The 15,727-nt window shown below is 45.4% G+C and carries 19 protein-coding genes; 1 reads left to right on the top strand and 18 read right to left on the bottom strand.

The genetic code is table 11. From position 1 onward, the window contains the following. The 15 genes from V3V99_05365 to V3V99_05295 form a co-directional block, all read right to left on the bottom strand. The coding region (locus tag V3V99_05365; GenBank protein MEE9442078.1) for a hypothetical protein at nucleotides 1-439 on the bottom strand (439 nt) is incomplete at its 3' end. A gap of 544 nt (nucleotides 440-983) precedes the next feature. Then, nucleotides 984-1,919: a hypothetical protein gene (locus tag V3V99_05360; GenBank protein MEE9442077.1), complete on the bottom strand. Its 936-nt coding sequence runs from the start codon at nucleotides 1,917-1,919 to the stop codon at nucleotides 984-986. Nucleotides 1,920-2,062: 143 nt separating this feature from the next. Beyond that, on the bottom strand, nucleotides 2,063-2,461 hold the full coding sequence (gene atpC / locus V3V99_05355; GenBank protein MEE9442076.1) for an ATP synthase F1 subunit epsilon: 399 nt from the start codon (nucleotides 2,459-2,461) through the stop codon (nucleotides 2,063-2,065). Next, nucleotides 2,461-3,873 (bottom strand): F0F1 ATP synthase subunit beta, encoded by a 1,413-nt coding sequence (gene atpD, locus V3V99_05350; protein MEE9442075.1) that lies wholly within the window; start codon nucleotides 3,871-3,873, stop codon nucleotides 2,461-2,463. The genes atpC and atpD overlap by 1 nt, the downstream gene beginning before the upstream one ends. A gap of 85 nt (nucleotides 3,874-3,958) precedes the next feature. Further along, a complete protein-coding gene (gene atpG / locus V3V99_05345; GenBank protein MEE9442074.1) occupies nucleotides 3,959-4,822 on the bottom strand; it encodes an ATP synthase F1 subunit gamma in 864 nt (287 codons plus the stop codon). Nucleotides 4,823-4,825: 3 nt separating this feature from the next. Next, complete coding sequence (gene atpA, locus V3V99_05340; protein ID MEE9442073.1) at nucleotides 4,826-6,346, bottom strand: F0F1 ATP synthase subunit alpha; 1,521 nt, start codon at nucleotides 6,344-6,346, stop codon at nucleotides 4,826-4,828. A gap of 56 nt (nucleotides 6,347-6,402) precedes the next feature. Beyond that, nucleotides 6,403-6,951: an ATP synthase F1 subunit delta gene (atpH, locus tag V3V99_05335; GenBank protein MEE9442072.1), complete on the bottom strand. Its 549-nt coding sequence runs from the start codon at nucleotides 6,949-6,951 to the stop codon at nucleotides 6,403-6,405. 3 nt (nucleotides 6,952-6,954) lie between these two features. Next, nucleotides 6,955-7,452: a F0F1 ATP synthase subunit B gene (atpF, locus tag V3V99_05330; GenBank protein ID MEE9442071.1), complete on the bottom strand. Its 498-nt coding sequence runs from the start codon at nucleotides 7,450-7,452 to the stop codon at nucleotides 6,955-6,957. A gap of 89 nt (nucleotides 7,453-7,541) precedes the next feature. After that, nucleotides 7,542-7,778 carry an ATP synthase F0 subunit C gene (gene atpE / locus V3V99_05325; protein ID MEE9442070.1) on the bottom strand — a complete coding sequence of 79 codons (237 nt, stop codon included), beginning with the start codon at nucleotides 7,776-7,778 and terminating at the stop codon, nucleotides 7,542-7,544. A 51-nt stretch (nucleotides 7,779-7,829) separates the two neighbouring features. Further along, the gene (gene atpB / locus V3V99_05320) at nucleotides 7,830-8,666 is read right to left on the bottom strand and encodes a F0F1 ATP synthase subunit A (protein ID MEE9442069.1); all 837 of its coding nucleotides are present in this window, start codon (nucleotides 8,664-8,666) and stop codon (nucleotides 7,830-7,832) included. Continuing rightward, on the bottom strand, nucleotides 8,663-9,094 hold the full coding sequence (locus V3V99_05315; protein MEE9442068.1) for a hypothetical protein: 432 nt from the start codon (nucleotides 9,092-9,094) through the stop codon (nucleotides 8,663-8,665). Before V3V99_05315 ends, atpB begins: the two co-directional genes overlap by 4 nt. Then, on the bottom strand, nucleotides 9,054-9,323 hold the full coding sequence (locus V3V99_05310) for an AtpZ/AtpI family protein (protein ID MEE9442067.1): 270 nt from the start codon (nucleotides 9,321-9,323) through the stop codon (nucleotides 9,054-9,056). Before V3V99_05310 ends, V3V99_05315 begins: the two co-directional genes overlap by 41 nt. A gap of 247 nt (nucleotides 9,324-9,570) precedes the next feature. Beyond that, on the bottom strand, nucleotides 9,571-10,644 hold the full coding sequence (locus V3V99_05305; protein ID MEE9442066.1) for a hypothetical protein: 1,074 nt from the start codon (nucleotides 10,642-10,644) through the stop codon (nucleotides 9,571-9,573). Nucleotides 10,645-10,669: 25 nt separating this feature from the next. Then, a complete protein-coding gene (locus V3V99_05300; GenBank protein MEE9442065.1) occupies nucleotides 10,670-11,179 on the bottom strand; it encodes an ECF transporter S component in 510 nt (169 codons plus the stop codon). Beyond that, nucleotides 11,179-11,775, bottom strand: a complete 597-nt coding sequence (locus V3V99_05295) for a methyltransferase domain-containing protein (GenBank protein ID MEE9442064.1) — start codon at nucleotides 11,773-11,775, stop codon at nucleotides 11,179-11,181. Before V3V99_05295 ends, V3V99_05300 begins: the two co-directional genes overlap by 1 nt. Nucleotides 11,776-11,933: 158 nt before the next feature. On the opposite strand from V3V99_05295, the gene V3V99_05290 reads away from it, so the two are divergent. Next, nucleotides 11,934-12,347: a thioesterase family protein gene (locus V3V99_05290; GenBank protein MEE9442063.1), complete on the top strand. Its 414-nt coding sequence runs from the start codon at nucleotides 11,934-11,936 to the stop codon at nucleotides 12,345-12,347. 3 nt (nucleotides 12,348-12,350) lie between these two features. On the opposite strand, the gene menE is transcribed toward V3V99_05290, so the two are convergent. Genes menE through V3V99_05275 form a run of 3 tightly spaced genes read right to left on the bottom strand, consistent with a single transcriptional unit; the run spans nucleotide 12,351 to nucleotide 15,713 of the window. Next, nucleotides 12,351-13,817 (bottom strand): o-succinylbenzoate--CoA ligase, encoded by a 1,467-nt coding sequence (gene menE, locus V3V99_05285; GenBank protein MEE9442062.1) that lies wholly within the window; start codon nucleotides 13,815-13,817, stop codon nucleotides 12,351-12,353. Further along, nucleotides 13,762-14,829 (bottom strand): o-succinylbenzoate synthase, encoded by a 1,068-nt coding sequence (gene menC / locus V3V99_05280; protein MEE9442061.1) that lies wholly within the window; start codon nucleotides 14,827-14,829, stop codon nucleotides 13,762-13,764. The genes menE and menC overlap by 56 nt, the downstream gene beginning before the upstream one ends. Next, nucleotides 14,826-15,713 (bottom strand): 1,4-dihydroxy-2-naphthoate polyprenyltransferase, encoded by an 888-nt coding sequence (locus tag V3V99_05275; GenBank protein MEE9442060.1) that lies wholly within the window; start codon nucleotides 15,711-15,713, stop codon nucleotides 14,826-14,828. Before V3V99_05275 ends, menC begins: the two co-directional genes overlap by 4 nt. Nucleotides 15,714-15,727 lie beyond the last annotated feature (14 nt).

Below are 15,727 nucleotides of genomic sequence, written 5' to 3'. Positions count from 1 at the left end.
AGTCCACGATATTATATGAGGATAATCCAGATTGCCATTGGTTTGGTTGGTGACCCTTAAAAATGTTGATCTGACAGGTGGCCGGTGCGATACCCCGTAGGTCGATCCGATTTCTACCAAGCAACCGCTCCTGAAGCGCAAGGTTTATTTGTCCGCCATCTGAACTTCGATCCGGCATTGAATAGACTATGCGACCATCATTGGTGACAAACGCGACCCCGCTGAAAGTACGGGCATAGAATCTCACAACATCGTCATATTGACCATCATTCTCAATGAACGGCAACTGGATTTTGTCAATTGATCCAATCGCTGGAGGGCTTTGAGAATTGGTGCTAAGTGGTTTTGAATTTGATGCATCAATACCACCTACAAAAACCGATGAAAAAGTAAATAAAACTGACAAAAGAAAAAGTTGTTTTAAGAACGGATAAGACATAAATATAACCTCCCGGAAGTAAATACGCCGCTACATCTACATTATGACGACGGGCAAGTGTTTTCGTTTAATATATTCCTGGTATATATAGTGAGTAGATAGCAGGATATTTCTTACGATTATCTCATATTTTACAAAAAATAACTTGTAAGCACTTGTATTTACGTTCGTTACGGCGAATTGGGTTCGTTTTTTCAAAAAAACATTTTTCAATCCCAAATGGGTTCGTTTTGTCATATTAACCTTTTGGGGCATATCAACCCGGTGGTTAATACGAAAAGGCATAGGTCTGTTATTACAGTAGGGATCGCTCGCGAGTGATCCGGAAAAATAGTAAATGCGGGCTCGTCACGACGAGCTCCTACGGGTGATTGTCTGACCTTTATATATTTCATCATGCATATAGGGATTTATTCGGAATTATTGGTGTTTGTGTGGGAAAAATGTAAATAAGAAACAGAAGGAGACGTCTGCCGCCCACGGAGTAATCAGCGAAATCCACGGTAAGCAGTGGGGCAACCAGTGCTTACTTTTTATCAATCCGCTAATTTTCTGATGTTTTATATCTATCTATAATCCTGGCGCTTACCCAATGCGTGGATGATCCATCCCAATTATTGCCCCAAGTATTTCTCAGAAAAAAAAGATATTTTCCATCGCGAGTCACGTTGGGATTCATTTCATGAACCCTAGTATTTAAAGCTTCCATAGGAACAGCTTTCGACCAATTGCCATCACCATCTTTGAAGCTTATATATAAATCAGCGTAATCTTTCCGCGCATCTCCGACGGTTCGTGAAAATATTATATAATTCTCATTGGGATCAATAAATGGTGAATAATCATAATGCTCGCTGTTTATATTTGATCCCAGTACTTCTGCAGGCTGATATATGCCGTTTTCAAATCGTGAAACATATATATCTCCATTGCCTGTTTCCTTTGCTCCAAAATATATGCTACCATTATTGGCTATAGAAAACTGCCAGTGCGTTTTGAAATCGTTGATTCCCGAACCTACCAGTTGTGGCTCGCTCCATCCGCCTTCAACGCGATCCATATACCGGATATTGTCGACATGTTCACGACCCGAACCGGAAACTTTTTCTTCATATGATAGAAAAAACAATCGATTCCCATCTGGTGATAGGCATGGTGCGTCAGAAGCATCAAATTCCAATGAAAATTGAAAAGTATCGGGAGGCGTCCAGACTCCGTTTACTTCCTTGGAATGCATCATTTTGAAAGTTTTCATTACCGTCCAGTATGCTTCTTTACCATCCGGTGTAAATACAGGACAACCATGAATGTCATAGTCTATAATCCCTTTTGCAAATACGAGCGGCTCTAATTCAGGTGGATCTTGTCCGAAATAAGGACCTGATAAAACTGCATTATCCTGCGCAAAACAAGGATGTACTGCCAATAGCAAGATAAATGATAGAATTATAAAGTTTGGTACCTTGGAATAGCGGTTCATTTTGATTTCTCCTTTACCCGGCTTTACGGAAAAGAGACGAAATATAGGTGGGAAATGTTTAATTCTCTGGAGTATTTAAAAACGATAAGGTCGGTTGCGTTGCGCTTCCGACCTCATCAATCAACAGGGGGGGTTGTTGTTTTTTATTTATCTTTGGCGATAGTCAAGCGGTTTTTGGCCCGTTCATAAGCGTTTCTGGCGCGGCCGACATCAATTTCACCGGCGGCGTTCCGGATGCGCTGTTTGGCGCGTGCAAGAGATTCTCTGGCCCGCTCCAGATCAATATCGCTGGCAAATTCGGCCGAGTCGGCTAAGATAGTGCAGACATTGGAAGAGTTTTCCAGAAATCCGCCCGACAGGGCAAAATTAATCACTTCGTCTTTGTTGTCCTTGATCATCAGCTTACCCGGTTTCAACGACGTTATAATCGGGGCGTGATTGCTCATTATTCCCAGATACCCGAGGGTGCCGGGAGCAATGATCGAGCTAACCTCTTCCTCGTAGATTATCTTTTCCGGAGTAACTATCGACAATTTGTACATTAGTTACCGCTTTTCATCTTTTCATTATTTTCAAAGACTTCATCGATACCGCCGCAATAATAGAAACACTGCTCGGGAACTTTATCGAGTTCGCCGTCGGTAATCATTGTAAAGCCTTTGATTGTATCTTCGATCTTGACATACTTGCCTGATTTGCCGGTAAAGGCTTCGGCGACAAAGAACGGTTGTGAGAAAAATCTCTGAATCTTGCGAGCCCGGTGTACCGTCAAACGGTCTTCTTCGGAAAGTTCATCCATGCCGAGAATCGCGATAATATCCTGCAGGTCGCGATAACGCTGAAGAATATTCTGAACCCGGCGGGCAATGTTATAATGTTCTTCGCCGACCACCATCGGATCGAGAATTCGAGAAGTGGAGTCAAGCGGGTCAACCGCGGGATAAATTCCCAGCTCGGCGATTTGACGGGATAATACCGAAGTAGCGTCGAGGTGAGCGAAACTGGTTGCCGGGGCGGGATCGGTCAAGTCGTCGGCGGGGACGTAGATCGCCTGTACCGACGTAATCGATCCTGATTTGGTCGAGGTGATGCGTTCCTGCAGAGCGCCCATTTCGGTTGCCAGAGTCGGCTGGTATCCGACCGCGGACGGCATCCGTCCCAGAAGCGCAGACACTTCCGAACCGGCCTGAACGAAGCGGAAAATGTTATCGATGAAGAGAAGCACGTCCTGATGTTCTTCATCACGGAAATATTCGGCCATGGTCAAACCCGAAAGAGCGACCCGAAGACGCGCGCCGGGGGGTTCATTCATTTGACCGAACATCAAAGCCGTCTTGGCCAACACACCGGATTCTTTCATTTCCAGCCAGAGATCGTTGCCCTCACGAGTCCGTTCGCCGACGCCCGAGAAGACCGAATAGCCGCCGTGCTCGGTGGCGATGTTTCGGATGAGCTCCTGGATTAAAACTGTCTTGCCGACACCGGCGCCGCCGAAGAGCCCGACTTTTCCGCCTTTGGAATACGGCTCGAGGAGGTCAACCACTTTGATTCCGGTTTCGAACATCTCCGGTGTGGTGACCTGTTCGGTAAATTCCGGATTGGGACGGTGGATGGGGTGGCGCAGATTATCCGCCGGTATTTTCTCGAGCGTATCGATTGTATCACCGAGCAGGTTGAACAACCGACCGAGCGATTTTTCACCGACCGGGACCGAGATCGCCGCTCCGGTGTCGACGACCGGCATGCCGCGAACGAGTCCGTCGGTCGAGGCAAGCGCGACACAGCGAACGATATTATCGCCGATATGAATGGCTACCTCAACGGTCAGATGTATTCCCTTTTCCTCATCGTCAATTTTGAGAGCGTTGAGGATATTGGGAAGTTTGTCGGAATCGAAGACGCAGTCGACGGTAGGTCCGATAATCTGAACGACTTTTCCGATATTTTCAGCCATTTGAAAACTCCGCTATAAAGACTATGTTTTTTTCTTTGTCAGCGCCATCGTGCTTATTCAATATCGCACAATGGCAAAATCTATGTTATGTCTTGAGCGCTTCGGCGCCCGAGACAACTTCAAGTATCTCCTTGGTAATCGCCGCCTGACGGGCTTTGTTGTATTGCAGCGTCAAGCTGTCAATCATTTCTCCGGCATTTTGAGTCGCCAGAGTCATCGCCATCATTCGGGTCGCGTGCTCAGAAGCGAATGAATCAGCCAAAGCCGATTGCAAACGCACCAAAGCATAGCGCGGAAGCAGGTCCGAAAAGATGGCATCCGGATTCGGTTCGAAAATGTACGCGCCGACCGATTCTCCCTCACTCGTTTCGGGACGATCAATATTCAAATACTTCTCGATGGTCGGGATATTTTTTGCGGTCGAGTAAAACTTGGCGTACAACAGATAAATCTCATCCGTCTGCCCCGAAACAAAGCGATTAGTCAAATAGCCAACCAGATCACGCACCATGTCAAAATTCATTTCGGCGTTGAATTCATTATACGCCTCGGAAATCTTCCACTGCCGTTTACGGAAATACAGATATCCCCGACGGCCAACCGTGACCAGTTCGGTTTTGTCCAGATCCCGTTCCGATAACCAATCCTGCGCTTTACGGATCAGGTTGGAATTAAATGCTCCGCATAAGCCTCGATCCGAAGTCATCAAAACCAGGGTTTGCTTCTTTGGATCGCGTTTTTCGAAAAAAGGATGAGACAATTTATCGGTTGCGGCGGCGGAGAGATGTCCCAGCATATCGGCCATTTTTTCCGCATAGGGGCGCGACTGCTCGGCCTGCAATTGCGCTTTACGCAACTGGGCCGCGGCCACCATCTTCATCGCCCTGGTAATCTGACGAGTCGATTTTACCGAATTGACTCTTTTTAATATATCTCGAAGCGTCGCCATAATTTATTCACTTGTCGATGGGCTAAACTGCTCTTTGAATTTCTTCGCGGCATCATGCATTTTTTGGTCGGTTGCGTCGGAAATCTCTTTTTCCTTATCAATATTAATCATGATATCCGGAAATTCTTTTTCTACAAACGCCAGATATTCGGTCTCGAATTTTTCCAGGTCGGAAATGGCAATATCATCCAGATAACCGTTGGCGCCGGCCCAAATGATGTTTACCTGGCGGGCCAAAGATTGCGGAACGTATTGTCCCTGCTTGAGAATTTCAACCATCCGTTCACCGCGGGTCAACTGCCTCTTAGTGGCTTCGTCGAGGTCCGAACCGAACTGAGCAAAGGCGGCCAATTCTCGATACTGGGCCAAATCCAAACGCAGGGAACCGGCGATTTTTTTCATCGCTTTGGTCTGGGCGTTACCGCCGACACGAGAAACCGAAATACCGACGTTAATCGCCGGACGAACTCCAGCGAAGAACAAATCCGGCTCCAGATAAATCTGACCATCGGTAATCGATATGACGTTGGTCGGGATATACGCCGAAACGTCTCCGGCCTGGGTTTCGATAACCGGAAGAGCCGTCAATGAGCCACCGCCTTCCTCATCGGACAGCTTGGCGGCGCGCTCAAGAAGTCGGGAGTGGCAATAGAAGATATCGCCTGGGTAGGCTTCACGGCCCGGAGGACGACGAAGAAGCAAAGATAATTGCCTGTATGACTGAGCCTGTTTGGATAAATCATCATAGATGACGAGAGCATGACGTCCGGTATAGAGGAATTCCTCGCCGATAGCACATCCGGCATAAGGCGCGATGTATTGAAGCGGAGCCGGGTCGTTGGCGGTTGCGGAAACGACAGTCGTGTATTCCATGGCTCCATGCCGGTCGAGAATCTCGACAACGCGAGCGACACTGGACGCCTTTTGACCAATAGCGACATAGATGCAAAATACATCGGTGTCTTTTTGATTGATTATGGCGTCGATAGCTATCGCAGTTTTACCCGTCTGGCGGTCGCCGATAATCAATTCACGCTGGCCGCGGCCGATCGGAATCATTGAGTCAATCGCCTTGAGACCGGTCATCATCGGTTCTTTCACCGGTTGACGCTGAACGACGTTGGGAGCCCGGCCTTCAAGGAGGCGGAATTTGTCGGTTACAATCGGGCCTTTGCCGTCGAGCGGCTCGCCGATTGAGTTGACAACGCGACCGATGAGGGCGTCACCGACAGGAACTCGGGCTACGTTGCCGGTCCGGCGGACCGTGTCGCCTTCCTTAATGTAGCGGTCATTTCCAAAAATAGCGACACCGACGTTATCTTCTTCGAGGTTTAATACCAATCCGGTAATATCGCCGGGGAACGTGACCAGTTCAGACATCATCACATCTTCAAGACCCCAGACACGCGCGATACCATCACCGACCTGAAGAACGGTACCGACCGATTCCATTTCAAGCTTGGTCTCATACTTGGCAATCTCTTTTTGTATAACCGATGAGACTTCTTCAGGATTGAGACCCATAAGGCACTTCTCCTGTATAGTTAATGTTTATTTTCGTTTATTTATCACAGCCGCACTTAAGCGACTTTTAATTTCATCAAATCTTCTTTCAATATCGCCAGATGGTGCCGGACTGAACCGTCAATAATCTGATCACCGAGAATGATAATCATTCCACCCAAAATCTTCGGATCGACTTTTTCTTCAAGCTCAATCGTCTTGCCGGTTTTGCCGGCGAGTTTTTCGGTGAGTCGGCGTCGTTCATCATCATTCATAGACGTCGCCGTTGTCACCCTGGCGACGAGCATCCCGCGCGCTTTGGCCACTCGTTCCCGGAACTCTTCGCAAATGTTATGCAGAAAACCGATGCGGTGCTTGCGAATCAGGACGAGGAGAAATTCGAGGAAAAGCGGGTTTAAGCGCTCTTTGAAAACATCGCGAATCAACGCCAGTTTGTGCTGATCGAGAATATGAGGAGCCAAAAGAAACTGCAACAGCGTGCGGTCTTTGTTTATCAGAGCGTCAAGCTCCTCGAACTGTTGGTAAGCTTCGTCAATCAAGCCCTTATCCCGAACAATATTAAACAGGGCGGTCGAGTATTTTTTGGCGACTTCCTGCGCTAACATCTTTTAAGCTTTCTCCACGCTATCGATAAAGTTTCCGATCAGCCGACGGTTTTCCGGTTCGTCCACCTTTGCCGAAATGATTTTTTCGGCCGCCGAAATAGTCATATTGACCATGTCTTCTTTAAGACCGGCACGGGCTTTTTCGACATCGCGGTCAAGTTGCGCCTTGGCGTTGTCGATGATGCCCTTGGCCTCGTCGCGACCCTTCTCTTTAATCTCCGCCGCGATTTTTTGACCTTCATTGACCGCTTCGGTCAATTTCTGACGGGCGAGATTATCGATATCTTTGAGCTTGGCCTCATACCCTTCTTTGGTTTGGGCTATTTCGGCCTTTCCTGATTCGATATTGTCGAACTCGGATATTATTTTTTCCCGCCGTTCGGCCAGAATACCCAGAATTGGCTTCCAGGCAAACTTTTTGAGAATCCAAACCATAATAACAAACCCGAAGATATGAGTTGCTATTAATTTCCAATCTAGTAGTTCTGCAAAAAGATCCATATCAATTTCTCCCTGGCAACACCGAGCGGTTAAGCCCGGCGTTTAACCGGCAGGTTTTTTACGCACGATTCCAAAAAATGGAACAATGATTACGCGCCGATTTTTCCCATAACCATAAGAAATGCGAGCAGAGCATAGATTGTCAACGCTTCGATGAACGCGGCGCCAATAATCATTCCTGTCTGAATCTTGGCAATCGCTTCCGGCTGACGCCCCATAGCTTCCATAGCAGAACCGACAGCTTTACCCAAACCCAGACCTGATCCGATTGCGGCAACACCAATCGCCAGAGGAGCGGCAATCGCCAATCCAGTTTGATAATCCATATTACCTCCAAAAAACTTACGTTGTATTTATTTCCTTCTCTATTTTCATTTTTAATGGTCTTCCCCATGGGGCAGAGCCATCATTATATATCCGGTTGATAACAGTGTGAAAACCAATGCCTGAATCGTTCCGAGCAATAGCGACAGGAAATAAAAAGGCAACTGGAATGGAATACCTATTGGGCTATGAATTGCCGATAGCGCAAGGACACCAAGCGATACCATGACCGCGATAAGAGTATCCTCGCCAAAAATATTTCCAAAAAGTCGCGCAGCCAGTGAAATCGGCTTAATGAACTCTCCAATAAAATGTAGAGGGAAGTTAATAATAACCAGAACCCAGGTAACGCCAGAATAAGGATCGCCACATAAATGAAGGAAATATTTCTTGAATCCCATCCGAGTGAAAGAAATGTATTGCACATATATAAATACTGTGATCGCCAAGGCTATCGTCATCTTAATTGATGAAGTCGGAGCGTGGACAAACGGTACCAGGCCGCTCAAATTCATAAACCAAATATAGATAAATAACGTTCCCAGAAATGGAATATAGCGGTCAGTAGCTTTGCCCAGCATGGAATGAACCAGATTATACAAACCCTCAAATATCATCTCAACCACGTTTTGAAACGGGCCGGGAATCATTTGACGGTTTTTATAAACCATCATTCCCATTATCATCATACCTACAGCAATAAGAAGAGCGAAAATGGTCACAGCATAATGATGCCCGAATTCATTTCCAAAGATGAATGTTAATAGATTTGGCATTACCATGCTAATGCCATCTTCTTGGCCATTTCCATGTTCTGAAGCCTCGCCCGCCTTATTGGCTACTTCACTGGTGAGAATAATGAGATTATTTAGAAGCTTGTAATGAATCATGCAACGCCTCGAGAACTATCTTCCTGGTTTACAAAATCAAGCTTTAACATTGCCCGAGAGAGGGCTTTTAATGACATAATCAATAACACGATTGAAAGACCGATGAATAAAGGTATGGGACGAAAGATTTCAACCGTAAATAAAAAATACCCGGTTCCATATAATAAAGGAAACTTAATTAGCGCCAATCCGGCAACGGCCAGTTTGTCGATTTTGTCGGGTCGAAGAGCCATTCTCACCAGAGCCGCCAAAAATATTAAATTTAGCATCGACCAGATGCCAGCCGATAAATAGGCAAGAGAATCATATAATCCGAAATAGTACAGACCAAGTAAGAACGTAATAATAAGAACAATACCAGTAGTTCTTAAGGTTCGCTGAATAAAATCAGCTGTGAAATTCGTCGTCAGTATCTTTGCTGCCATCATTTAACTGCTTTATTAATTTATAGGTCTCTTTCCCGGATGATAAAAATCCCAAAAGAATAAGGATTATCATCAAGTATGGCTCGGTACCCAGTTTTTTGTCTATCCAATTTCCTACGAAATATCCAATGACAGGACCGGCGACTAACAGAAACGGTATAGTCGTCGCGATGCCTATCTGCCTTGCTCCCTCAATTCTCTTACTTTTCTTTAACGTACCCTGAAACCTCAAAGGTTTACAGATTTCACCATATTACCGCACGGGCTTCAGCCCCGATATTACAAGGGGGAAATATATTTTGTGAGAGTTTGTTGTCAAGTTATTTTAACGCCATTTGTTATTTTTTTCACAAACTTTTCCTGCGGATTTTGAGGAAGAATCGTTTAATTAATAGCTTACTCAGGGGCATATCGTTCTTCAAAATTTATAACTCCATATTATTTTTGTGATTAAAACTGCAACTTTGAATCCGGGTAATTTATTCTGTAAAATCGAGCGGGATCACCGGAATACTGGACATAGCCTGAAATTCATTTACTTCTTTCTGATTCGGAACAATAATTCGAAGATGGTCCGGCGGAATATTGTCAAATACAAAATCACCGATATGCCGCCACTCATTTTCACCGACCCATTGATTCTTTTTGCCTCTGGATTGAAAAAAGGATCGTTTATCACCATCAAGAGTATCGTAAAGATGCCTATCCCCGTAAATCACCGGAGAGATTCCATGTTTACTCACATAATCGGTTGAGATTGCCAGACCGTATGGTTCGAAATATGGATTAACCAATCGAGAGCGATATCTAAAAATCTCGGCGGGATCAACATTAATCAGATTTGAAAATCCAACAACGTATGAGCCATCGGCGATATTATTATTACTGGCCCTGATAATCCTGCTCTCGAGAATTCGAACAAGGACATTGTGCGCTGACTGGCAATATTCTTTGCCGGATGAAATCATCGAGTGATAAAACTCAAAAGATGTCAATCCCGGCCAGGGAAATTTGCCGCTGCGAGTGAAATGAACGAGCCATTTTCCATCTGATAATTCCGGATTTAACTTAATGATTTTATAGCTTGGCCGACGACGGCTTTTCTGATAAGGAATTTGGTAACGGGAAAAAATTTTGTCCTTACTGCAATCTAAAAGATATACCATATTTCCGCTCGGTCGGATTGAAATTGGAACAAGAATATCAGCCAAATCGATTACGGCTTTATCACGTGATAAAAGTCTTTGTCTTTTTTCAGGTATTAACTCATCGGATTTTAGAAACCACACGCGCTTCGAATCAAGTTTGAAATCATTAATAATTTTTTCCTCAAGGCCGGTCTCATATTTTTGGGCAGGCATGATTATATTAACTTCCGCTTTATATTGTGAGGCGAGAGCTAAAACCAATTCCCAGGTATTTAAGCCGATTGAAGTAACGATTGTATATTGGCGACCGGCCAGGTATTCCACGGCCCGCAGGGTTTTTTGAACCCACAAATCATCGCCAACGGGATAAGCCGATTGCCGGGAGTTTATTATAGCTGCTTTCATTATTGATAGATTACTACAGATATCACTAATTACCGTCCCGCCGTTTGATAGCCGCGACTATCGGCGGAATAATAATCAATTGAACGGCGATACCGGGAATGCCGGTGATTACCGCTCCCCCGAAATATTCCGGGAGTCCGTAAGGCATATCAAGAAAAAGGCTCAGTCCCAACAGAGCCAGAGCGAACCCAAGACGACCGACGATCAAGGCCGCTATCAAAGCGATATAGATATTGAGTTTAAACTTGTGAAAAATTAGTCCGGCCGTTATTCCGATAAATCCAAGTTCGGCCGTCATAAGAGGGACGGCATACGAAGGCGGCATTCCCGTCAGCAAAAACGATAAGCCGGGGCAAATAATACCGACCAGTAAACCCGAGGAGATGCCGCAGATACTTCCGGCCAGCAAGACCGGAATGTGCATGGGAAGAAATATTCGACCGCCCAGACCAAATTGATGAAAAACTATAGGGAAAACTATACCCAGAGCAATAAACAACGCTGTCTGCGTGATAAATTTCGCCGAAGGACGCATTAATCCTTATATCCGATGGCCAGATATAGATTCTGCGTTTCGGTCAATTCAAACCGCTCGAAATGACTATTTTGAAACATTTCGGCCAGATGATCGCGGTCGGGCAATTTATCGTCATCTATCGGACCGCCCACTTCATGGTGCTGCCGTTCAAGTTCTTCTCTACCATAAAGATGAATTATGACAAGGCGGCCGCCCGGCTTGAGAATATGGTAAGCTTGGTGAATAGACTCACCTTGTTTCCTAAAATGAGCAAAAGCCGCGAATGAGATGACCAGATCAAAATTATCTTTATAGAATGGTAAAGCTTCAGCACACGCTTCAACAACACCGATATTATGGAAGGGAAAGTTTTGCATGGCCCGATGCGCTACGCGAGGAGCGAAATCAACTCCGACGATATATCCATCTTCGCCGACCCGGCGTCGGAGCATATCAAACATAACCCCGGTACCGCAACCCATATCGCATACGGTAACGCCTTTGGTGACATTTATTTTGTCGATAATATGCACCAGCCGTTCAATATCCTCGGCCGTAAAGTCCTTATCCCAATCTTCCGCAATCGAATTAAAATATTCTTGTTTTTTATCCATATAAACCATACCAATTTGCACTAATTTTTCGTAATTCGTAGATACAATATAACAGGCTAATTGTCAAGAGGCTCGATTTTTAACTTTGATTTTTCAAGGCAAGCCCGTTTATATAATGATTGGGCCGATTTTTATTATTTTGAGGCGAGAATTACATTATGAGCGCAATTAAGGATTATTACACCATTAAATTACACGATACTGACGCGGCGGGAATTTTGTTTTTTGCCAATCAACTCCGTATTGTTCATGACGTTTATGAGAGATTCCTGGCGACAATCGGATTTCCCTTTGTTGAGATGTTTGAAAAGAAGGAATTTTTTATCCCTATCGTCCACGCCGAGACAGATTATACGCAAATGCTGACTGATGGCGACACTGTCGAGATTGAGCTTGTTGTGTCTGAAATTGGAAAAACGTCTTTTACACTCGAATACAGACTCACAAATTTAGATGGGATTGTCGTGGGAACAGCAAAAACGGTGCATGTTACGATAGATCCGGTAAAAAAACAAAAGATGGATATTCCCGAAAAACTCCGCACCGGGTTGGAAAATTATTTGGGTAAATAATACTTAATATTTTTTGAGCATTCGGCTGAGTTTATTTCTATCGATTTTACCAACCGCATTCAGAGGTATCGCGTTTAAAATATGAATTTCCCGGGGCATCATAAATCCGGGTATTTTTGGGGAGAGGGCTTCTTTTATATCTTCCCAGCCCTCATTTGGCGATGATACTTCAACTAAAGCTACCGGATATTGCCCCCATTTCTCATGGTCATGTTTAATTACGGCTGCTGCCTTGACGAAATCGATTTCAAGCAAGGCGTTTTCGATTTCTGATAATGAAATATTTTCGCCGCCCGAAATTATCATGTCATCCGATCGCCCCATGACGTGTAAGAAACCGTTTTCGTCAATCTCACCGATATCGGCCGTATCAAACCAGCCATCATCGGAAAGGTTTATTTCGGAATTATCAGTGAATCCGGCAAATAGAGTTTTCCCTTTGACCTGAATATGGCTATCCCTGGAAATTCTAATCTCACGATAAGGCAGGATTTTTCCGGCCGTATGCGGTTTATTCTGTGAATCTTCGGAGGAAAGTAAAGTTATCATAGACGAAGTTTCCGTCATGCCGTAGGTGGTCAAAACCGGCAGGCCCAGGGATTTGATCTTATCAATTAATCTCTGGCTGGCTCCGGCTCCTCCCATTATAATCGCCCGGGCATTTTTCAAACAATTTTCGGTATCGAGTCTTATTAAATCGGACATCATCGTGGGAACGACTGAAAGGATGATTTTTCGACGCCTGCATAATTCAATTATCTCATCAGGCTGGAATGACGGCATTATATAAGTCGAACATCGGGCCATAGCCGTACGCATCAGAATCGAGATGCCGCCGACGTGAAAAAACGGCAAGGCCGCAAGCCAGCAATCTGACTTTTCCAGCGGAAATCTTTCGAGCAATCCCAGAGCGCTGAAATAAAGATTTTTCGCGGTCAGAACGACACCTTTAGCCTCGGATGTCGTCCCGGCGCTGAATACAATCAAAACTTCCCGATTAAGGTCAATCGCGTTATCGCTTTCATTGAAAGAGTTGGAAATCTTTTCCGAATGAATTTGGGATATATCAGTTGATTTTTCGCATGACAAATTTATACCCGCAAATCCCTTATCAAATAAAAGCAAGCGGCAATTTATTTTTTCGAGTTGATTATTTAACTGCGCCCTTGTCAGTCGCCAGTTTAAAGGCAAAAATATAATTCCGGATTTAAAACATGCCCAGAAAAATATTGCCTGCTCAATTGAATTCCGAGCAAGGCAGGCAACCGTATCGCCGGGGCCTATATTTTTGTCGAACAAATAAGCTCGGGTATTTTGAATCAGTTTATATAATTGTTTGTAGGTTACAGAACTGTTGGAATCGGAAAGAGCGATCGCGTTCGGATTCGATTCGGCGGCTTTCTTAATCGGGCATTCAATCTGTTCCGACATATCCGATTCCGTTTCCGGATGAAAGGTTAATGTATCCATCCTGCACCCGGCTCAAATCCGGGTCAGCGTTTTCGAACAACCTCAAGGTGTCAAATCCGCATGGAGGAATATTTTCGCCGAGAAGCGAAGCGAGATGAAGTTGAGCCGCAATGCCGATTTCGCTTTCAAGGGTCGAGGTTAAAACTATGCGTCGATTGTAGAGACGGGCGAGATTGCAAAGATCGAGAATGCCGGCAAAGCTGCCAATCTGCGACGCTTTGAGAATGATAACATCGCATATTTTTTCCCTGATGGCGTTTCTGGGATCGAAAACCGAAAACAGGCTTTCATCGAGAGCGATAGGGCAATCGGTCTCTTCGCCCAGGGTTCTTATTTTATCGGCGTCGGGATTTCCGATTGGTTCTTCAACATGGTCAATATTCTCATTTCGCAATTGATTAAGTACATAAAGTGCCTGATTGTATGTCCAGCCCTGATTGGCGTCAAGACGGATGGCGATATCGCTTTTCAGATCGCCACGGATTTTTTTTACGCGGTCGATATCTTTGTAAGGATCGCCCCCTACCTTGATTTTGACTGCCTGATAGCCGCCTTCTTTAATCTCCGTCGCCATTTCATCCCAATTCTCAATTTCTTTTCCGATTAGATAGTTAACCGGGACTCGGGATTGGGCATCCGGATTCAGCCATTTATTGAGGGGTAATTCCTTCTCCCGCGACGCCGCATCGCATAGGGTTGATTCCAAAGCGAAACGGCAGATGGAGTTGCTATTACAAATTTGAGCGATGTAACCCGAAATCGACGGCAGGTCGTTTGGGATTTCCACGCCCGGCAATTGCCGCATGATTTCATTCAGCATTTTTTCAATGGATGTCAGACCTGTTGAAGAATAATCCGGTAATGGAGCCGCTTCGCCATATCCGATATTACCTTCAGCCGTTTTGATAGAGATTATAACGCCTTCGCGATGAGTATGGGTTCCTTTTGAAGTTACGAACGGCTCAACAAATTTACGCGAATATTTTTTAATTTTGTAAGACGCGATTTTCATAACAGCCATCCGATACTGAAACAGATGCCGTAGATAATAAGCAATCGTCCCGTCGCCGCCAGGGTCGCGTTGAGCCTTTCACCGTCATTACTGGAAAATACGGCCCGTACAGCGCCGGGAGCGAAAAGAAGATAGGCAATCGTGACGTACAGGAATTTATTGCCGAATTCCATTATCGTCATGAGAGGCGGAATGACTCCGGCCCCGGCGATCATGACGGCATACTCAATGCGAGCGAATGTTGGGCCGAACCGAACAGCCAGAGTATTTTTGCCGCTTTTTTTGTCGGTCTCGATATCTCGCAGATTATTGACGATCAGAATCGCGGTCGAAATCATACCGAACGGCAATCCGGCGATGATAACTTCGGTTGGGCACTTAAGAGTTTGCACATAATAAGTTCCGGCCAGGGCAACAGGGCCGTAAAAAACTAATACGAATATTTCGCCCAGCCCCAGATATCCCAGGGCATAAGGCCCGGCGGTATAGAGTATTCCGCACAGGATTGACGCAGTGCCGATTATGACAATCGGCCATCCTCCGATATAGACGAGATAAATCCCTGCCAAGGTCGCCAGCCCAAACGCAATCGCCGTAGCCATGGCCGTTTGTTTGGGCGTCACCAGTCCGGCTTGAGTCACTCGCAGAGGCCCGATACGGTCTTCCCGGTCGGTTTGTTTTTTGAAGTCGAATAAGTCGTTGGCGAAGTTGGTCCCGATTTGAATCATGATCGAGCCAAACAAAGCCGCAAGAAAAGGTAATAACGCAAAACCATTATGACTATAAGCAATCACTCCGCCGACCAAAACCGGAACAATCCCGGCCGGAAGCGTCTTGGGACGCGCGGCCAATAGCCAGATATGGAATGATGATTGACCAGTCATGTGATACCGCAATA

The sequence above is a fragment of the Candidatus Zixiibacteriota bacterium genome (assembly GCA_036480375.1).
Taxonomy (GTDB): Bacteria; Zixibacteria; MSB-5A5; order GN15; family JAAZOE01; genus JAZGGI01.
The sequence above is the reverse complement of the archived record's forward strand: the minus strand, read 5'-3'. Positions and strand labels throughout refer to the sequence as shown.

Bases quoted from the DNA above. Each gene is read 5' to 3' on its own strand.
- V3V99_05360 (MEE9442077.1), bottom strand. From the start codon at position 1,919: ATGAACCGCTATTCCAAGGTACCAAACTTTATAATTCTATCATTTATC.
- atpC (MEE9442076.1), bottom strand. From the start codon at position 2,461: ATGTACAAATTGTCGATAGTTACTCCGGAAAAGATAATCTACGAGGAA.
- atpD (MEE9442075.1), bottom strand. From the start codon at position 3,873: ATGGCTGAAAATATCGGAAAAGTCGTTCAGATTATCGGACCTACCGTC.
- atpG (MEE9442074.1), bottom strand. From the start codon at position 4,822: ATGGCGACGCTTCGAGATATATTAAAAAGAGTCAATTCGGTAAAATCG.
- atpA (MEE9442073.1), bottom strand. From the start codon at position 6,346: ATGGGTCTCAATCCTGAAGAAGTCTCATCGGTTATACAAAAAGAGATT.
- atpH (MEE9442072.1), bottom strand. From the start codon at position 6,951: ATGTTAGCGCAGGAAGTCGCCAAAAAATACTCGACCGCCCTGTTTAAT.
- atpF (MEE9442071.1), bottom strand. From the start codon at position 7,452: ATGGATCTTTTTGCAGAACTACTAGATTGGAAATTAATAGCAACTCAT.
- atpE (MEE9442070.1), bottom strand. From the start codon at position 7,778: ATGGATTATCAAACTGGATTGGCGATTGCCGCTCCTCTGGCGATTGGT.
- atpB (MEE9442069.1), bottom strand. From the start codon at position 8,666: ATGATTCATTACAAGCTTCTAAATAATCTCATTATTCTCACCAGTGAA.
- V3V99_05315 (MEE9442068.1), bottom strand. From the start codon at position 9,094: ATGATGGCAGCAAAGATACTGACGACGAATTTCACAGCTGATTTTATT.
- V3V99_05305 (MEE9442066.1), bottom strand. From the start codon at position 10,644: ATGAAAGCAGCTATAATAAACTCCCGGCAATCGGCTTATCCCGTTGGC.
- V3V99_05300 (MEE9442065.1), bottom strand. From the start codon at position 11,179: ATGCGTCCTTCGGCGAAATTTATCACGCAGACAGCGTTGTTTATTGCT.
- V3V99_05295 (MEE9442064.1), bottom strand. From the start codon at position 11,775: ATGGATAAAAAACAAGAATATTTTAATTCGATTGCGGAAGATTGGGAT.
- V3V99_05290 (MEE9442063.1), top strand. From the start codon at position 11,934: ATGAGCGCAATTAAGGATTATTACACCATTAAATTACACGATACTGAC.
- menE (MEE9442062.1), bottom strand. From the start codon at position 13,817: ATGGATACATTAACCTTTCATCCGGAAACGGAATCGGATATGTCGGAA.
- menC (MEE9442061.1), bottom strand. From the start codon at position 14,829: ATGAAAATCGCGTCTTACAAAATTAAAAAATATTCGCGTAAATTTGTT.
- V3V99_05275 (MEE9442060.1), bottom strand. From the start codon at position 15,713: ATGACTGGTCAATCATCATTCCATATCTGGCTATTGGCCGCGCGTCCC.